Source organism: Lysobacter capsici (assembly GCF_014779555.2).
GTDB lineage: Bacteria > Pseudomonadota > Gammaproteobacteria > Xanthomonadales > Xanthomonadaceae > Lysobacter > Lysobacter capsici.
Window position 1 is genome coordinate 197,998 of sequence record NZ_CP094357.1, and the last position, 15,093, is coordinate 213,090.

The 15,093-nt window shown below is 68.0% G+C and carries 15 protein-coding genes; 12 read left to right on the top strand and 3 right to left on the bottom strand.

The features are described from left to right. Positions 1-22: 22 nt before the first annotated feature. The 9 genes from IEQ11_RS00805 to IEQ11_RS00845 all read left to right on the top strand — a co-directional run bounded on the left by IEQ11_RS00805 (position 23) and on the right by IEQ11_RS00845 (position 9,284). Positions 23-1,342 (top strand): sugar MFS transporter, encoded by a 1,320-nt coding sequence (locus IEQ11_RS00805; RefSeq protein WP_191823021.1) that lies wholly within the window; start codon positions 23-25, stop codon positions 1,340-1,342. 324 nt (positions 1,343-1,666) lie between these two features. Beyond that, a complete protein-coding gene (locus IEQ11_RS00810) occupies positions 1,667-2,473 on the top strand; it encodes a lysophospholipid acyltransferase family protein (RefSeq protein ID WP_082124645.1) in 807 nt (268 codons plus the stop codon). A gap of 7 nt (positions 2,474-2,480) precedes the next feature. Continuing rightward, positions 2,481-3,470, top strand: coding sequence for a YheT family hydrolase (locus IEQ11_RS00815; protein ID WP_057923367.1), 990 nt, complete (start codon positions 2,481-2,483; stop codon positions 3,468-3,470). A 147-nt stretch (positions 3,471-3,617) separates the two neighbouring features. Further along, positions 3,618-4,241 (top strand): MORN repeat-containing protein, encoded by a 624-nt coding sequence (locus tag IEQ11_RS00820; RefSeq protein ID WP_191823022.1) that lies wholly within the window; start codon positions 3,618-3,620, stop codon positions 4,239-4,241. Positions 4,242-4,414: 173 nt separating this feature from the next. Then, positions 4,415-6,487, top strand: coding sequence for a tetratricopeptide repeat protein (locus IEQ11_RS00825; RefSeq protein WP_191823023.1), 2,073 nt, complete (start codon positions 4,415-4,417; stop codon positions 6,485-6,487). Positions 6,488-6,656: 169 nt separating this feature from the next. After that, positions 6,657-7,283: a YbhB/YbcL family Raf kinase inhibitor-like protein gene (locus IEQ11_RS00830; RefSeq protein WP_036113340.1), complete on the top strand. Its 627-nt coding sequence runs from the start codon at positions 6,657-6,659 to the stop codon at positions 7,281-7,283. Positions 7,284-7,287: 4 nt separating this feature from the next. Then, the gene (locus IEQ11_RS00835; RefSeq protein ID WP_191823024.1) at positions 7,288-8,052 is read left to right on the top strand and encodes an SDR family oxidoreductase; all 765 of its coding nucleotides are present in this window, start codon (positions 7,288-7,290) and stop codon (positions 8,050-8,052) included. Between the two features lie 86 nt (positions 8,053-8,138). Further along, on the top strand, positions 8,139-8,618 hold the full coding sequence (locus tag IEQ11_RS00840; RefSeq protein ID WP_191823025.1) for an RDD family protein: 480 nt from the start codon (positions 8,139-8,141) through the stop codon (positions 8,616-8,618). A gap of 198 nt (positions 8,619-8,816) precedes the next feature. After that, positions 8,817-9,284, top strand: a complete 468-nt coding sequence (locus tag IEQ11_RS00845) for an RDD family protein (protein ID WP_157753730.1) — start codon at positions 8,817-8,819, stop codon at positions 9,282-9,284. A gap of 151 nt (positions 9,285-9,435) precedes the next feature. Here IEQ11_RS00845 and IEQ11_RS00850 read toward each other — a convergent pair whose 3' ends face one another. The 3 genes from IEQ11_RS00850 to IEQ11_RS00860 form a co-directional block, all read right to left on the bottom strand. Further along, positions 9,436-10,305, bottom strand: coding sequence for an META and DUF4377 domain-containing protein (locus IEQ11_RS00850; protein WP_191823026.1), 870 nt, complete (start codon positions 10,303-10,305; stop codon positions 9,436-9,438). A 135-nt stretch (positions 10,306-10,440) separates the two neighbouring features. Then, positions 10,441-10,962, bottom strand: coding sequence for a DUF2750 domain-containing protein (locus IEQ11_RS00855; RefSeq protein ID WP_096411628.1), 522 nt, complete (start codon positions 10,960-10,962; stop codon positions 10,441-10,443). A 37-nt stretch (positions 10,963-10,999) separates the two neighbouring features. Beyond that, a complete protein-coding gene (locus IEQ11_RS00860; RefSeq protein ID WP_191823027.1) occupies positions 11,000-11,806 on the bottom strand; it encodes an undecaprenyl-diphosphate phosphatase in 807 nt (268 codons plus the stop codon). A 283-nt stretch (positions 11,807-12,089) separates the two neighbouring features. Between IEQ11_RS00860 and glnA the strand changes: the two genes are divergently transcribed. The 3 genes from glnA (at position 12,090) to IEQ11_RS00875 (ending at position 15,063) form a co-directional block, all read left to right on the top strand. After that, positions 12,090-13,499: a type I glutamate--ammonia ligase gene (glnA, locus tag IEQ11_RS00865; protein ID WP_036113357.1), complete on the top strand. Its 1,410-nt coding sequence runs from the start codon at positions 12,090-12,092 to the stop codon at positions 13,497-13,499. 69 nt (positions 13,500-13,568) lie between these two features. Continuing rightward, positions 13,569-14,024, top strand: coding sequence for a GNAT family N-acetyltransferase (locus IEQ11_RS00870; RefSeq protein ID WP_096411631.1), 456 nt, complete (start codon positions 13,569-13,571; stop codon positions 14,022-14,024). Between the two features lie 199 nt (positions 14,025-14,223). Further along, positions 14,224-15,063: a TorF family putative porin gene (locus IEQ11_RS00875; RefSeq protein WP_191823028.1), complete on the top strand. Its 840-nt coding sequence runs from the start codon at positions 14,224-14,226 to the stop codon at positions 15,061-15,063. Positions 15,064-15,093: the final 30 nt, after the last annotated feature.

A 15,093-nucleotide genomic window follows, 5' to 3' on the forward strand; every position in this document is an offset into this window, starting at 1 on the left:
GCTGCTCTGGGAGGGGAGTCACATGTCGGTTTCCAACGCCAACGTTCAGCCGCGGTATCTGGGCTCGATCGCGATCATCGGCGCGCTGTTCTTCGTGTTCGGTTTCGTCACCTGGCTCAACGGGCCGTTGATCGCCTTCGCCCAGCTCGCCTTCGATCTCGACGAGGTCGGCGCGTTCCTGGTGCCGATGGCCTTCTATCTTTCGTACTTCTTTCTCGCCGTGCCGTCCTCGGCGATCCTGCGCCGCACCGGCATGAAACGCGGCATGGCGCTGGGCCTTCTGGTGATGGCGATCGGCGCGGCGGTGTTCGGCGAGTTCACCACCCAGCGCTGGTACCCCGGCGCGCTCGGCGGTCTGTTCGTGATCGGCGCGGGCCTGGCGGTGCTGCAGACCGCGGTCAATCCCTACATCAGCATCCTCGGCCCGATCGAGGGCGCGGCGCAGCGCATCGCGGTGATGGGCATATGCAACAAGATCGCCGGCATCCTCGCGCCGATCGTGCTCGGCACGATGGTGCTGCACGGCATGGGCGACCTGGCCGAGCAGGTCAAGGCGGCCGATCCGGCCACCAAGGCGCAGTTGCTCAATACTTTCGCCTCCAGCATCCACGGGCCGTATCTGCTGATGGCCGGGTTGCTGGCGCTGCTCGCGGTCGGCGTGCTGTTTTCGCCGTTGCCCGAGTTGCGCGCGGCCGAGGCCAATCGCTCCGCGTCCGACGGCGCCGGCGACAGCCGCAGCCTGCTGCGCTACCCGCACCTGTGGCTCGGCGCGCTGTGCATCTTCGTCTACGTCGGCGTGGAGGTGATGGCCGGCGACGCGATCGGCACCTACGGCCACAGCTTCGGCCTGCCGCTGGACAAGACCAAGTTCTTCACCTCGCTGACCCTGGGCGGGATGCTGGTCGGTTACGTGGTCGGTCTGATCGTGATTCCGCGCTTCATCTCGCAGGAGCGCTATCTGAGCCTGTCGGCGGTGCTCGGCGTGGTGCTGACGATCGGCGCGTTCGCGACCCACGGCTATGTGTCGGTGGGGTTCGTGGCGGCGCTGGGGTTCGCCAACGCGATGATGTGGCCGGCGATCTTTCCGCTGGGCATCCGCGGGCTGGGCCGGCACACCGAGGTCGGTTCGGCGGTGATGATCATGGGCATCGCCGGCGGCGCGGTGGTCCCGCAGCTGTACGCGGTGCTCAAGCAGCACCTGGATTTCCAGCTGGTGTTCCTGCTGCTGATGGTGCCGTGCTACCTGTACATCCTGTACTTCGCCCAGGCCGGGCATAAGGTCGGCCTGCGCGATCGCCGCGGCGCGGCGGCGGGCGCGGTGGCGGCGTCTTCTTCGAATTGAGGTTGTCTGGGGGATAGCAAGAGCGAATCCCCCCTGGCCCCCTTTTTCAAAGGGACGGGTCGCCGCGTTCTGGCGTGCTCGGGTTTCGGTCGAGCGCCAGTACGCGGCCTTGCGCCTGACCTGCGTGAGCATTGCTGCCATGTCCCGCCCCGTCCCTTTATAAAAGGGGGCAGGGGGGGTGCTCTTGCCGCCTTGCTCAAGCCGTCCTCCTCGTTCAGCCTCAGCCCCGAACGAGCGGTCAACTTTTCACCAAATCGTTTTAAACGCCGTCCGCGTCGCAATCGCCGCTGGTCGCTGCGACTGCGCTTCGGTATCGTGCACGTAATGAATGCGCCGCCTCCCCACGCCGGCGCGGTCGCGCCTACCGGCGCGCAGACCGCGCGCGCGCTGCGTTACCTCGTCCGTGTGCCCCTGCTGCTGTGGCATGTGCTCATCCACCTGCCGCTGTTGCTGCTGCTCACCTCGCCGCTGACCGCGCAATTGCCGATCGGCGCCGAAACCCTGGAACATCGTCTGATCCGCGCCTGGTCGGCCGGGTTGATGCGGATCTTCGGCTTCCGCCTGCGCCGGGTCGGCACGCCGCTGGCAGGGGCGACGCTGTTCGTGGCCAACCACGTCAGCTGGGTCGACATCGAGATCCTGCACAGCCAGCGGATGATGGGCTTCGTCGCCAAGCGCGAGATCGCCAGCTGGCCGGTGGTCGGTTGGCTGGCCGCGCGCGGCGAGACCATCTTCCATCACCGCGGCAACACCGAATCGCTCGGCGGCGTGCTGCACGAAATGCTCGCGCGCCTGCGCGCCGGGCGCTCGGTCGGCGTGTTCCCCGAGGGCGGCACCCGCGGCGGCGGCGAGATCGGCCCGTTCCATGCGCGCATCTTCCTGGCCGCGGTCGAGGCCGGCGTGCCGGTGCAACCGGTGGCGCTGCGCTACGGCGAGCACGGCGATGCCCAGGCGGTGGTTGCGTTCCAGGACAAGGAAAGCTTCTTCGCCAATTTCCTGCGCCTGCTCGGCGAACCCGGCCGGCTGGCCGAAGTGCATTTCCTGACCCCGATCGCGCCCGGCGAAGCCGATGGCCGCCGCCGTATCGCCGAACTGGCGCGGCAGCGCATCGTCGAGGCGATGGCGAGCTGAGACCATGCTGACCGCCGCCGACTACGCGCCACCGCGCTGGTTACGCAATGCGCACGTGCAGTCGGCGCTGGGATCGAGCCCGCTGCGCCGGCGCCACGCGGAGCGGCGTCTGGCGCAGGTCGGCGCGCACACCCAGCCGCATCTGATCGAAACCGGCGACGGCGTGCGCCTGCACGGCCTGCACAGCGCGATGCCGGGAGTGAAGGCGCGCGGCCTGGTGCTGCTGCTGCACGGCTGGGAAGGCAGCGCCGATTCCAACTACATGCGCCTGACCGCGGCGCGGTTGCTCGAGAGCGGGTTCGAAGTGTTCCGGCTGAATTTCCGCGATCACGGCGACACCCATCACCTCAACGAAGGCCTGTTCCACTCCAACCGCATCGACGAGGTGGTCGAAGCCACCGCCGAGATCGCCCGGCGTTTTCCGCTGCGGCCGTTGTCGGTGGCGGGGTATTCGCTGGGCGGCAATTTCGCCCTGCGCCTGGCGCTGCGCGCGCCGCAGGCCGGCCTGCCGCTGACCCACGTGGCCGCGGTGTGTCCGGTGCTCGATCCGGGCCGGACCATGGCCTCGATGGAGTCGGGATTGCCGCTGTACCTGTGGTACTTCGAGCGCAAGTGGCGCGAATCCCTGTCGCGCAAGCGCAAGTTGTTTCCGGGCGTGCACGATTTCGACGATCGCACCCTGGGCCTGAGCATGCGGCCGCTGACCCAGTGGATGGTCGAGCGGCATACCGACTTCGGCACCCTGGAGCGCTATTTCGAAGGCTATTCGGTCGCCGGCTCGCGCCTGGCGCAGGTCCAGGTGCCGGTGAGCATCCTGATGGCGGTCGACGACCCGGTGATCCCGGTGGCGGATTTCAACGATCTGGAGTTGCCGGCGCATTCGCGGCTGGAGGTCGCGCCGTGGGGCGGGCATTGCGGGTTCCTGGAGAACGCGCATCTGGATGGGTTCGCCGAGCGCTGGATCGCGGATCGGATGGAGTCGATGGCGTCGGGGTGAGGCGCGGCGCGATCCCGGTCGCGGTCCGACGCTTGCCGGCAGGGCCGCATGTATCTTGCCCTCAGTCGCCTGCGCCCAGGCCTGCGCGCAAAGCACAGGCAGGGCGACAAGTCCGATGATCCGTTCAGTCGTGGGGAACACGCCGATATGCGAATCGATGCTCCGAAGTGCCTGCTGTCGGCGGGTCTGGTGACGATGCTCGCGAGCGCGGCGGTCGCCGCCGCGGAACTTGCGCAAACGCCGGCCGAACGGGCCAAGCTCTACGCCGAGGCGGTGGCGCAGGCGCAACAGCGTTACGCCGAATCGGTGCGGGCGCAGCCGCTGCTCAAGCCGCAGCCGCGTCCCTGCGACTTGTCGTTGGTCGCGACGATGCCGTCGCAGGACACCCAATGGAGCTGGAGCGGCGCGTGCAAGAACGGCGCGGCGCAAGGCACGGGCATCGCCGACGTCTACTTCGATGGCAAACACAAATGGCGCTATGTCGGCGCCATGTCGGCGGGCGAACGCAGCGGCGCCGGCGAGATGCTCAGCGCGTCGGGCTATCGGGTCAAAGGCGAGTACGCCAACGACGAGTTGAACGGCCAGGCCTATGTGGTCGACGTCGATTGGCAGACGGTCGGCACGATCACCTATGTCGACGGCACCCGCGAAGGCCCCGCCTGGTACGCCAGCGGCGACGGCAGCGGCTCGCAAGGGCGCTATCGCGACGGCACCCAGGTCGATGGCGTGCGTTATTCGTCCGAGGGCGAAGTCGAAACACTCGGCAAGTAAGGCGTGCTCGCCCAGGAGCTGTCGGCTCTCAGCGCCGGTCGGGGCCGTCGATAGAACCGTCCCGTCGGGCCAGCAGCGCCGTGCCCGCGGGCCTTGGCGCCGAAGCCGGAAAAGGCGCAAATCCGCGCGCGCGCCTACAATCGCCGCTCTTATTCCCGCGCGAAGCATCTCTCATGTACGAATCCATCCTCGATGCCCTGCGCCGCGGCGCGGCGGATCAGGCGCTGAGCGCCGCCGAACAGGCGCTGGCGGCCGACCCGCAAGACGCGACCGCGCACCGCCTGCATGCGGCCGCGCTGCGCCTGAGCGGCGATCGCGAAGGCGCCGTGGCGGCGCTCGACCGCGCCATCGGCATCACCCCGGAGGACGCGCAGCTGTACCTGGAACGCGCCGGCGCCCAGCTCGACGGCCGCCAGCTCGACGAGGCCCAGGCCTCGCTCGCGCGCGCGATCGGGCTCGATCCGAACCAGTTCCCGGCCTACATCATGAAAGCCCAGCTGGCGATCGTGCGCGGCGATCTGGACGAGGCCGAGCGCCTGGGCCGCACCGCCGCGCGGATCGCGCCGGAGCACCCGCAGGTCAGCACCATCGAAGGCGTGCTCGCGCTGCGCCGCGGCGACGCCGACCGCGCGCTGGCGGTGCTCAGCCACGCCTCGACCCTGGCCCCGGACGACCCGCAGGTGCTGCACGGCCTGGGCTTCGCCTACCTGGCCAAGGGCCATCTGGCGTTCGCCGAACAGGCCTTCACCACCCTGGCCGAGCGCCATCCCGAACAGCCGACCCTGCAGTTGCTGATCGCCGATCTGCTGCGTCTGCAGCAGCGCTTCGGCGATGCCGCCGACCGCATCGCCGACCTGGCCCAGCGCGACGATGCCGGCTTCGGCGTCAAGCGCTGGGCCGGTGAGCTGGAACTCGACGCCGGCCGCCCCGAGCGCGCGCTGCCGCTGCTGCGCGCCGCGTTCGACGCCCATCCCTACGACCCGCGCACGCTCAACGGCATCATCGCCGCCTGGCGCAGCCTGGACGACGCCGACGGCGCGCGCGAGGCGCTCGAAGGCGCGCTCGCGCGGCATCCGCAAGCCGCCGACCTGTGGCGCGCGCGGCTGGTGCTGGAGCCGTTCGGCGACGCCGCCGCGCTGGCCGTGATCGACCGCTGGCAGCAGGCCATGCCCGGCCATATCGCCGCGCTGGAAGCGCGCGCGGCGGTCCACGACCAAGCCGGCGAACACGAGCAGGCCGTCGCCATCGCCCATCGCATCGTCGAACTGAGCCCGGGCGACGTGCGCGCCGAGATGCGCATCGTCCAGGACCTGGCCGAGCGCGATCCCGACGCCGCCGCCGAGCGCATCGAGCGCCTGATCGGCATGGCGGTGGACCCGCAGGTCAAGCGCGAGCTGCGGCAGATGCTCGGCCGCAGCCTCGATCTGGCCGACCAGCCCGAGGCCGCCGCGGCGACCTGGGCCGAGTTGCATGCCGAAGTCGTCGACCAGCGCCTGCCGTTCAACACGGTCAGCAAGCGCGGCGGCGGCGAATGGCCGGCGTTGGCGCCGGTCGCCGACGGCACCCGCGGCATCCTGCTGCTGTGGGGCGCGCCGGGTTCGCGGGTCGAACGCATCGGCCAGGTGCTCGGCGCGGTCGGCGCGCCGCTGCTGATCGACCGCTTCGGCGGACAGCCGCCGAGCGATCCGCTGCAACGCTACGGCTCGGTCGACGAACTGCTCAGCGGCGCATTGGACCCGGCGTTCCTGGTCAAGATGTACCGCGCGGCGCTGCCCGCGCGCGGCGTCGGCGACGGCCCGGTGTTCGACTGGCTGCTGTGGTGGGACAACGCCCTGCTGCGGGCGATGCGTCCGTATCTGTCCGAAGCCTTGCTGCTGATCGCGGTGCGCGACCCGCGCGACATGCTGCTGGACTGGCTGGCCTACGGCAGCCCGACCCCGTACGCGCTGCCCTCGCCCGAACAGGGCGCGCGCTGGCTGGCGCAGACCCTGGAGCAGGTCGCCGACCTGCACGAGGGCGATCTGTTCCCGCACAAGCTGGTCAAGCTGGACGAAACCGGCGACGAGCCGACCGCGATCGCCCAGGTCCTGGCCGACGCGCTGCGCGTGCAGGTGTCGCTGCCCAACGGCCTGAGCCTGCCGCAGCGCTTGCCCGACGGCCGCTGGCGCCAGTACGCCGAGCCGTTGGCCGAGGCGTTCGCGCTGCTGGCCCCGGTCGCGCGTCGCCTGGGTTATCCGCATACCTGAGCGCGCCGTCGCGGCCGTATCGCTGCAACACAGCGATGCGGCCGGTCGCGATCCACGGCCATGCGCGGATGCGATGCTCGCGCTCCGGGCCGATCCGCGAGCCACCCGGACCGTATCGCTCAGACCCGATCGCCCCGCTCCGATCCGAACCCATCGAAGGACTCTCCCGATGCGCATCCACAGCAACAGCTTCCAGCACCGCCAGCGCCTGCCGGCCGAGTTCGCCGCCGGCCAGGCCACCGCCGACGGCTTCGGCTTCGCGCCCAACCGCAATCCGCATCTGGCCTGGGACGAAGTCCCCGAGGGCACGCGTTCGTTCGTGCTGCTGTGCATCGACCCGGACGTGCCGACCGTGCCCGAACTGGTCGGCCGCGCCGACGTGCAGATTCCCGAGCATCAGGTGCGCGCCGACTTCATCCACTGGGTGGTCGCCGACATCGCCGCCGAGGTGCGCGAGATCGCCGCGGGCAGCTGCAGCGACGGCGTCACCGCGCACGGCAAGCGCGATCCGGCCGGGCCGCAAGGCGCGCGTCAGGGCATCAACGATTACACCGGCTGGTTCGCCGGCGATCCGGACATGGCCGGCGACTGGTACGGCTACGACGGCCCGTTCCCGCCGCCCAACGACCTGCGCCTGCACCGCTATTTCTTCCGCATCTTCGCCCTGGACGTCGAGCGCCTGCCGCTGGACGCGCGCTTCACCGCCGCCGATGCGCTGCATGCGATGCACGGCCATGTGCTCGGCGAGGCGTCGATCTATGGCACCTATTCGCTCAATCCTTCGGTAAAGGGCTAAGCCCATGAGCGCGGACCGCGTCGCCATCGTCACCGGCGCCAGCCGCGGCATCGGCGCGGCGATCGCGCGCGAGTTGTCGGCGCAGGGCCTGTCGCTGGCGCTGACCGCGCGTTCGCGCGCCGAACTCGACGCGCTGGCCGCGCAATTGCCGCGGCCGGCGTTGGCGATCGACGCCGACCTGTCCGAGCCGGCCGCCGCGGCGCGCATCGTCGAGGCCACGCTGGCGCATTACGGCCGTCTCGATGCCGTGGTCAACAATGCCGGCGCGACCCCGCGCGGCGATTTCCTCAAGTTTTCCGACGCCGACTGGGACGCGGGTTTCGCGCTCAAGTTCTTCGGCGCGGTGCGCCTGTGCCGCGCGGCGTGGCCGGCGCTGGTCGCCAGCGGCGGCGCGATCGTCAACATCGCCGGCATCGGCGGACGCACCGGCAATGCCGAGTTCGCGATCGGCGGTTCGGTCAACGCCGCGCTGCTGAACCTGACCAAGGCGCTGGCCGATCGCGGGGTCGGCGACGGCGTGCGGGTCAACGCGGTCAATCCCAGTTCTATCGCGACCGAGCGCACCCAGGTGCGGATCGATGCGATCGCCCGCGAGCGCGACCTCGACCCCGCCCAGGCCGCGCACGAACTCGCGCGCAAACTCGGCGTGGCGCGCTTCGGCGAACCGGCCGAAATCGCCCGGGTGGTGGCGTTCCTCGTCTCCGACGCGGCCAGTTACATGCAAGGCGCGATCGTCGATGTCGACGGCGGCCAGACCCGCACTCTGTAAGCGTCGCCGCGCTCGTCCGCCTGCGCGCGCGCTGGCCCGATGAGGCGCTGGATTAGAATCGACGCCATCGACGAGGAACCGGCGCAATGGACGACAACCAGAACCCTTATCACGCGCCACAGGCCGAAGTGCGTCGGGCCGAACGCGTCGCCCGTTTGGTCACCGCCAGCCGTGGGCAGCGCTTCATCCACTACCTGATCGACACCCTGGCCTGCTACGCGATCATGTTCGCGGCGATGCTGGTCTACGTCGGCATCGGCGGCGAGGCCGTGGTGACCGCGCTGCAGGAACCCAATCCGCTACGCAACGTGCTGATCAGCGTGACGATGATCCTGGTGTATTACGTGCCGTTGGAAGGCATGTTCGGCGTCACCCTGGGCAAATTGGTCACCGGCACCCGCGTGGTCGACGAACAGGGCCGTCCGCCGAGCTGGGGTCAGGTGCTCGGCCGCACTTTCGCGCGGCTGATCCCGTTCGAAGCGTTCTCGCTGCTGTTCTCGCGCGAGGACCGCGTCTCCGGCTGGCACGATCGCCTGCCCAAGACCCTGGTTGTGCGCATCCGCTAAGTGGTGTGTGCCACCGCGTGTCGGTGGCGGCACGCAGCCGGTCTGATTGCCGCCAAGGCCCCTTCGACGTCGCCGGTTTTGCGCGTATAACGCTGTCTGCATGGAGCGAAGACCGGCCATTCGCCGAGGGGCGTCGGTTGGCTTCCCGAGCCATCCCCGCCGCGTAAACCGACCCGCGTACAGCAAGGAGAGCGACGCTTGAACGACAACCACAACCCTTACCAGGTGGTCCCGCGCAGCGTCGATCCGTACGCGGCGCCGGGCTCGTCGGTCGTCCACGAGGTCGAGCTGGAGCCGGCCGGGCTCGGCCTGCGCTTTCTCAACTACCTCATCGATTCGCTGGTGTTCGGTTTCGTCTACGGCTTCGTGCTGGGCCTGCTCCACGCAGTCCCGCGCGATCCGATCGCCTATATGTTCCTCAGCATCGGCGCGACCATCGCGTACTACACGATCATGGAAGGCGCGTTCGGCGTCACCCTGGGCAAACTCGCCACCGGCACCCGCGTGGTCGACGAAAACGGCGATCCGCCCGGCCCGGGTCAGGCGATGATCCGCTCGCTGTGCCGGTTCATTCCGTTCGAACCGTTCTCGCTGCTGTTCTCCGGCGAACGCCGCACCGGCTGGCACGACAGTCTGGCCGGGACCATGGTGGTCAAAAAGAGTTGAACGTCATGCACCCGCGTCCACTGAGGACGCGGTGACCTTGCGCTTCAAGCACGATCGTGTGGACAGCATCGAATGGGTGCCTTGGAACGATGCCTGAGCCTGCGGGGCCCAGGCATCGCGCGCCGTATCGTCAAATCGTCAGCGGGGCCGATCAGGGCGCCGGCACCATCTCGCTCTCGACCACCATGTCCAGCACATACGCCACCGACGGCGCGTCGGCCGGCGGATTCTTGACCTGGAACTTCTTCACCCGCACGACGTTGCGTATGCCGGCTTCGTGCTTGTAACCCTCGATGTCCTGGTACAGGAAATGCCACTCGTCGCTGGGCTTGAGCGCCACGCCGTTGGCGTCGTAGCTGCGCTCGCGCACCCACAGGCACTGGTGATCGCGGATCAACGGATGCGGGCAGGCGCGGCGTTGCGCGTCGACTTCCAGGAACACGGTCGCGCCAGCGCCGCCGTAGCGGGTTTCCGCGGTCGCTTCGCCGCTGAGGTTCAAGCTGCCGCCCGCGGCGGTGGTCAGGCGCAGACGCGGCTGCGAGGCATCGCCTTCGATAGCGAAAGTGTTGCGGCCTTGCAACTGCTCCGAGATCGCCGCGTCCATCTGCATCAGGCGCGGGTCCTGGCAGGCCATCAGCGTGGTCTGGAATTCCTTCACCTCGAGCTGCGCGCCCTTGATCGCGTACTGCGCGCCGACGTGATTGCAGCCGCCCGACACGCCGAGGCGATCCTTGACGAAGCTCAGCGTAAGCGCGTACTTGCCTTCGCGCTGCAGCACCGCGATCGGCTTGCCGGCTTTGTCGGTCGCGGTTTCCACGGTCCAGCGATAGCCGCCCAGGTCGATCGAACCGTTCGAGGCGGTGGCGGCGGGCGCGGCCGGTTCGCTGGGCATGGCGCTGTCCTTGGTGGTGGCATCGCGGTTGTGCGACGGCGCGGCGCAGGCGGCGAGCAGCGCGGTCGAGAGAGCGGCGGCGGCCCACAGGGCGGCCGGACGGCGAGGGGAAAGGCGCGAGGTGGTCATGAGCGAGGATGATCCGTGCTGCGTTGCGAAGACTGGATCAACGTACCGGAACGAGCGATGGGGTCGAACGCATTCAGCCGCGAGCCAGCGCGAGATTGATGTGCGATGCGGCGCGCGTCGCGGTGTCGACGCAGGTCACGGCTCGCGCGGCTTGGCGAATTTCTGCGCCAGTTCCCGCTGCGCGCGTTCCAGATCCAGTCCCGCATCCGGGCCCGGTTCGGCCGCTGCGTCGTCGTCTTCGCCGTCGAGCTCGCCCTCATCGGCCAGCACATCGTCCAGATGCGCGAGCAACTGCGCGACATCGACCGCGGCGCTGTGCATGCGCTCGTTCGGAAACACGCCGACCACCACGCCGGCCTCGCGCATCGACGCGGCGGCGCGATCGCGCCACGCGCTCAGCTCGCGCTCGGCCGGCGCGTAGGCCTGCAACTGCGGCGCGCGTACCAGCGAGGCGCGCGCGGTCGCCGCCGACGGCCAGGCCGGCAACAGTTCCTGGCCGTCTTCGTCGAACAAGGTCAGCACGAATTCGCCCGACACCGCGACCCAGAACTTGCCGGTGCGCGCGACCGATTCCAGGAACGCGGCGTAACGTTCGGCGCCGGACAACTGCACGTACTCGAGCAACTGCTGTTCGGCGAGACGGTCTTGTTCGTTCATCGATGCGGTTCCGGTGCGTGGATCGAAGGCGTCGTACTCAACTGCCCGACGGCATCAGCAGCAACAGCGCCGCGCCGAACGCGACGCGATACACCGCGAACGCGGTGAAACGATGGCTCTGGATATACCGCAACAGCCACTTCACCGCGATGAAGGCGGTCACCGCCGAGGCGATAAAGGCCACCGCCAGCGCGCTCCAGTCTTCGTTGGCCGCGGCCGGCGTGCCGATCACGTGCATCAGCTCATAGCCGCTGGCCGCGAACATGGTCGGGATGCCGACCAGGAACGCGAACTCGGTCGCCGCCGCGCGGCTGGTGGTGCCGGCGAGCAAGGCGATGAAGATCGTCGCGGCCGAGCGCGAGGTGCCCGGGAATACGCCGGCCACGACCTGGGCGATGCCGACCAGCGCCGCCACGGTCCAGGTGATCTGGCTGCGCTCGCCCAGGGCGGCGGCGCGCTTGGCCGCGAAGTGCTCGGCCGCGACCATCCACACACCGCCCAGCACCAGTGCCCAGGCGATCGGGGTGACGTGGTCGGGCAAGGTGAAGCCGGCCTTCTTGACCGCGATGCCGAGCACCGCGGTGAGCCCGAAGGCCAGGCCGAGCTTGAGCAGGTAGTCGAGGTTGTCGCGCTGGGTGAAACCGGTCGCCAGCCCCCACAGGCGCTTCCAGTAGATCACCACCACCGCGAGGATCGCGCCGGCCTGGATCGAGATGTTGAACAGGTCCGAGCGGGCGCCGAGCCAGTGCTGGGCGATCAGCAGGTGGCCGGTGCTGGAGATCGGCAGGAATTCGGTGATGCCTTCGATGATGCCCAGGAGCAGGGCGGCTAGCAGGTCGGTCATTGGGGGCCGGGATTCGAGATTCGGGAGTCGGGATTCGCCGCGGCGAGGGCGAGTCGGCGGGCAGGATAGCCGAAATGATGTTGGTCAAAATTGGTGCTAAATGAATTTGTCGTGCACCAATATGGATCATTGCTGCGCCGCGTCACAGCTTTGCCTCATATAAATCAGGCGCTTAAGGGTCGATAAAACTTGGCACGCAGTTTGCATTCAATAACGGCAGGCGGCTCCAATGCCCTCGCGTTGCACGAATCCCCCTTCCCGACTCCCCAATACCGGAACAACCATGTCCCTCGAACACGTCGAAAAGCTCGTCAAGGACCACAAGGTCGAATTCATCGATCTGCGTTTCACCGACATGCGTGGCGTCCAGCACCACGTGACCTTCCCCAAGTCGATCGTCGAGCCGGCGCTGTTCGAAGACGGCAAGATGTTCGACGGCTCCTCGATCAGCGGCTGGAAGGGCATCAACGAGTCGGACATGATCCTGCTGCCCGACCCGTCGACCGCGTACCTGGATCCGTTCACCGCCGATCCGACGATCGTGCTGACCTGCGACATCCTCGACCCGGCCACCATGCAGGCCTACACGCGCGATCCGCGCGGCGTCGCCAAGCGCGCCGAGGCCTATCTGAAGTCCAGCGGCGTCGCCGACCAGGCCTTCTTCGGTCCGGAGCCCGAGTTCTTCATCTTCGACTCGGTGCGTTACGCCAATGACATGGGACACACCTTCTTCCATGTCGATTCCGAAGAAGCCGCGTGGAACTCGGGCAAGGAATACGAAGGCGGCAACAGCGGCTACCGTCCGGGCGTGAAGGGCGGCTATTTCCCGGTTGCCCCGCTCGATTCGCTGCACGACATCCGCGCCGAGATGTGCAAGACCCTCGAGCAGGTCGGCATCGAAGTCGAAGTGCATCACCACGAAGTCGCCAACGCCGGCCAGTGCGAGATCGGCACCAAGTTCAACTCGCTGGTCGCCAAGGCCGACGAGCTGTTGACGATGAAGTACATCATCAAGAACGTCGCCCACCGCAACGGCAAGACCGCGACCTTCATGCCCAAGCCGATCGTCGGCGACAACGGCAGCGGCATGCACGTGCACCAGTCCTTCGCCAAGGGCGGGGTCAACCTGTTCTCCGGCGACGGCTACGGCGGCCTGTCGCAGCTGGCGCTTTGGTACATCGGCGGCGTGTTCAAGCACGCGCGCGCGATCAACGCGTTCACCAACTCGGGCACCAACAGCTACAAGCGCCTGGTGCCGGGCTTCGAGGCGCCGGTGATGCTGGCGTACTCGGCGCGCAACCGTTCGGCGAGCTGCCGCATTCCGTACGTGGCCAACCCGAAGGCGCGCCGCATCGAAATGCGCTTCCCCGATCCGATCCAGTCGGGCTACCTGACCTTCGCCGCGCTGATGATGGCCGGCCTGGACGGCATCAAGAATCAGATCGATCCGGGCGCGCCGAGCGACAAGGATCTCTACGACCTGCCGCCGGAAGAAGAGAAGGGCATTCCGACCGTCTGCCATTCGCTCGACCAGGCCCTGGAAGCGCTGGACAAGGACCGCGAGTTCCTCAAGGCCGGCGGCGTGTTCACCGACGACTTCATCGACGGCTACATCGCGCTGAAGATGCAGGAAGTGACCAAGTTCCGCGCGGCGACCCACCCGCTCGAATACCAGATGTACTACGCCGTCTAAAGCGGCCGCGACCGCGCGATGGGCGACACCCGCCCATCGCGTCGTCCTGCAACAGGAGAGCAGCGTTCGATGCATATCCGTTCCGGCGAACTCGACCATCCGCAAGTGATCGCGCTGCTGCGCGAACACCTGCGGGGCATGGCCGAACTGTCGCCGCCGGAAAGCGTCCACGCGCTCGACCTGGACGGCCTCAAGCGCCCGGATGTCAGCTTCTGGAGCGCTTGGGACGAGGACGATCTGCTCGGCTGCGGCGCGCTCAAGCAGCTCGACGCCGAGCATGGGGAAATCAAGTCGATGCGCACCGCCACCGCGCATCGCCGTCGCGGCGTGGCCGCGGCGTTGCTCGAACATCTATTGGGCGAAGCCGGCCGGCGCAGATACCGGCGGCTGAGTCTGGAAACCGGCTCGATGGAGGGATTCGAGCCGGCGCGCAGCTTGTACGCGCGTTACGGCTTCGACTACTGCGGGCCCTTCGCCGACTATCGCGACGATCCCAACAGCGTGTTCATGAGCAAGGCGTTGTAACTCAGCACGGCCCGCGGCGCACGCCTCGGGCCGTTTTTGTTTCCACCCACAACCACGAGGACTCGAACGACGGGCCAAGCCCGCCGCGGGGCGGCTTGTTTCCGAAAAACAGCGAGAGCGACATCGAAGCGCTCCGCGATAACCGCGCACCAAGCAGCAATGACCGGGGAGGGGCCACCGCTTATGAGGAGCCTGCGTCATGTCGTCTCATCTCAAGACTGAAACCGTCCGCACCGTCGCTTACGCGACGACACGCGCACATGCCGAATCCGCGGGCCTGAGCGTCATCGGACTCAAGGCCGCGCTCGTCGCCGCGCTCGCGCTGTCCGCCATCGCGGCCGGCAACGCGCAAGCCGGCACCACCGGCTCGATCAGCCTGACTTCGGACTACCTCTTCCGCGGGGTCTCGCAGACCAACCAAGAGGTTGCTCTGCAAGGCGGTATCGAATACGCGCACGACAGCGGTTTCTACGTCGGCGCTTGGGGAAGCAACATCAGCTGGCTGTCTGACACGGTCGTCGTCGGCGACGACATCTCCAGCAGCCTGGAACTCGACGCCTATCTGGGCTATCGCGGCAAGGCCGGCGAGATTTTCTCCTACGACGTCGGCGTGCTGACCTATTACTACCCGGGCGACTACCCCGGCGGCTTCAACAGCCCCAACACCACTGAGATCTACCTGGGCGGCACGCTCGCGCCCAGCGACACGGTGTCGGTCGGACTGAAGTACTCGTACGCGGTCACCGACTTGTTCGGCTACGCCGATTCCGACGGCAGCGGCTACCTCGACGCCAACCTCAACTGGACCTTCCAGCCGACCTGGACGCTCAACCTGCACGGCGGCAAGCAGTGGATCGAGCACAACGAGGATTTCGAATACACCGACTGGAAGCTCGGCGTGACCAAGAGCTTCGAAAGCGGGTTCTCGATCGCGGCCGCCTACAGCGGCACCGACGCCGAAGAAGCGCTGTACACCAACGCCCACAACAACTTCCTGGCCGACGACGCCTTCACCTTGACGCTGAGCAAGGCGTTCTGACCGCGCCGGCTCCTAAACCGTATTCACCCA

Bases quoted from the DNA above. Each gene is read 5' to 3' on its own strand.
- IEQ11_RS00805 (WP_191823021.1), top strand. From the start codon at position 23: ATGTCGGTTTCCAACGCCAACGTTCAGCCGCGGTATCTGGGCTCGATC.
- IEQ11_RS00810 (WP_082124645.1), top strand. From the start codon at position 1,667: ATGAATGCGCCGCCTCCCCACGCCGGCGCGGTCGCGCCTACCGGCGCG.
- IEQ11_RS00820 (WP_191823022.1), top strand. From the start codon at position 3,618: ATGCGAATCGATGCTCCGAAGTGCCTGCTGTCGGCGGGTCTGGTGACG.
- IEQ11_RS00825 (WP_191823023.1), top strand. From the start codon at position 4,415: ATGTACGAATCCATCCTCGATGCCCTGCGCCGCGGCGCGGCGGATCAG.
- IEQ11_RS00830 (WP_036113340.1), top strand. From the start codon at position 6,657: ATGCGCATCCACAGCAACAGCTTCCAGCACCGCCAGCGCCTGCCGGCC.
- IEQ11_RS00835 (WP_191823024.1), top strand. From the start codon at position 7,288: ATGAGCGCGGACCGCGTCGCCATCGTCACCGGCGCCAGCCGCGGCATC.
- IEQ11_RS00840 (WP_191823025.1), top strand. From the start codon at position 8,139: ATGGACGACAACCAGAACCCTTATCACGCGCCACAGGCCGAAGTGCGT.
- IEQ11_RS00850 (WP_191823026.1), bottom strand. From the start codon at position 10,305: ATGACCACCTCGCGCCTTTCCCCTCGCCGTCCGGCCGCCCTGTGGGCC.
- IEQ11_RS00855 (WP_096411628.1), bottom strand. From the start codon at position 10,962: ATGAACGAACAAGACCGTCTCGCCGAACAGCAGTTGCTCGAGTACGTG.
- IEQ11_RS00860 (WP_191823027.1), bottom strand. From the start codon at position 11,806: ATGACCGACCTGCTAGCCGCCCTGCTCCTGGGCATCATCGAAGGCATC.
- glnA (WP_036113357.1), top strand. From the start codon at position 12,090: ATGTCCCTCGAACACGTCGAAAAGCTCGTCAAGGACCACAAGGTCGAA.
- IEQ11_RS00870 (WP_096411631.1), top strand. From the start codon at position 13,569: ATGCATATCCGTTCCGGCGAACTCGACCATCCGCAAGTGATCGCGCTG.
- IEQ11_RS00875 (WP_191823028.1), top strand. From the start codon at position 14,224: ATGTCGTCTCATCTCAAGACTGAAACCGTCCGCACCGTCGCTTACGCG.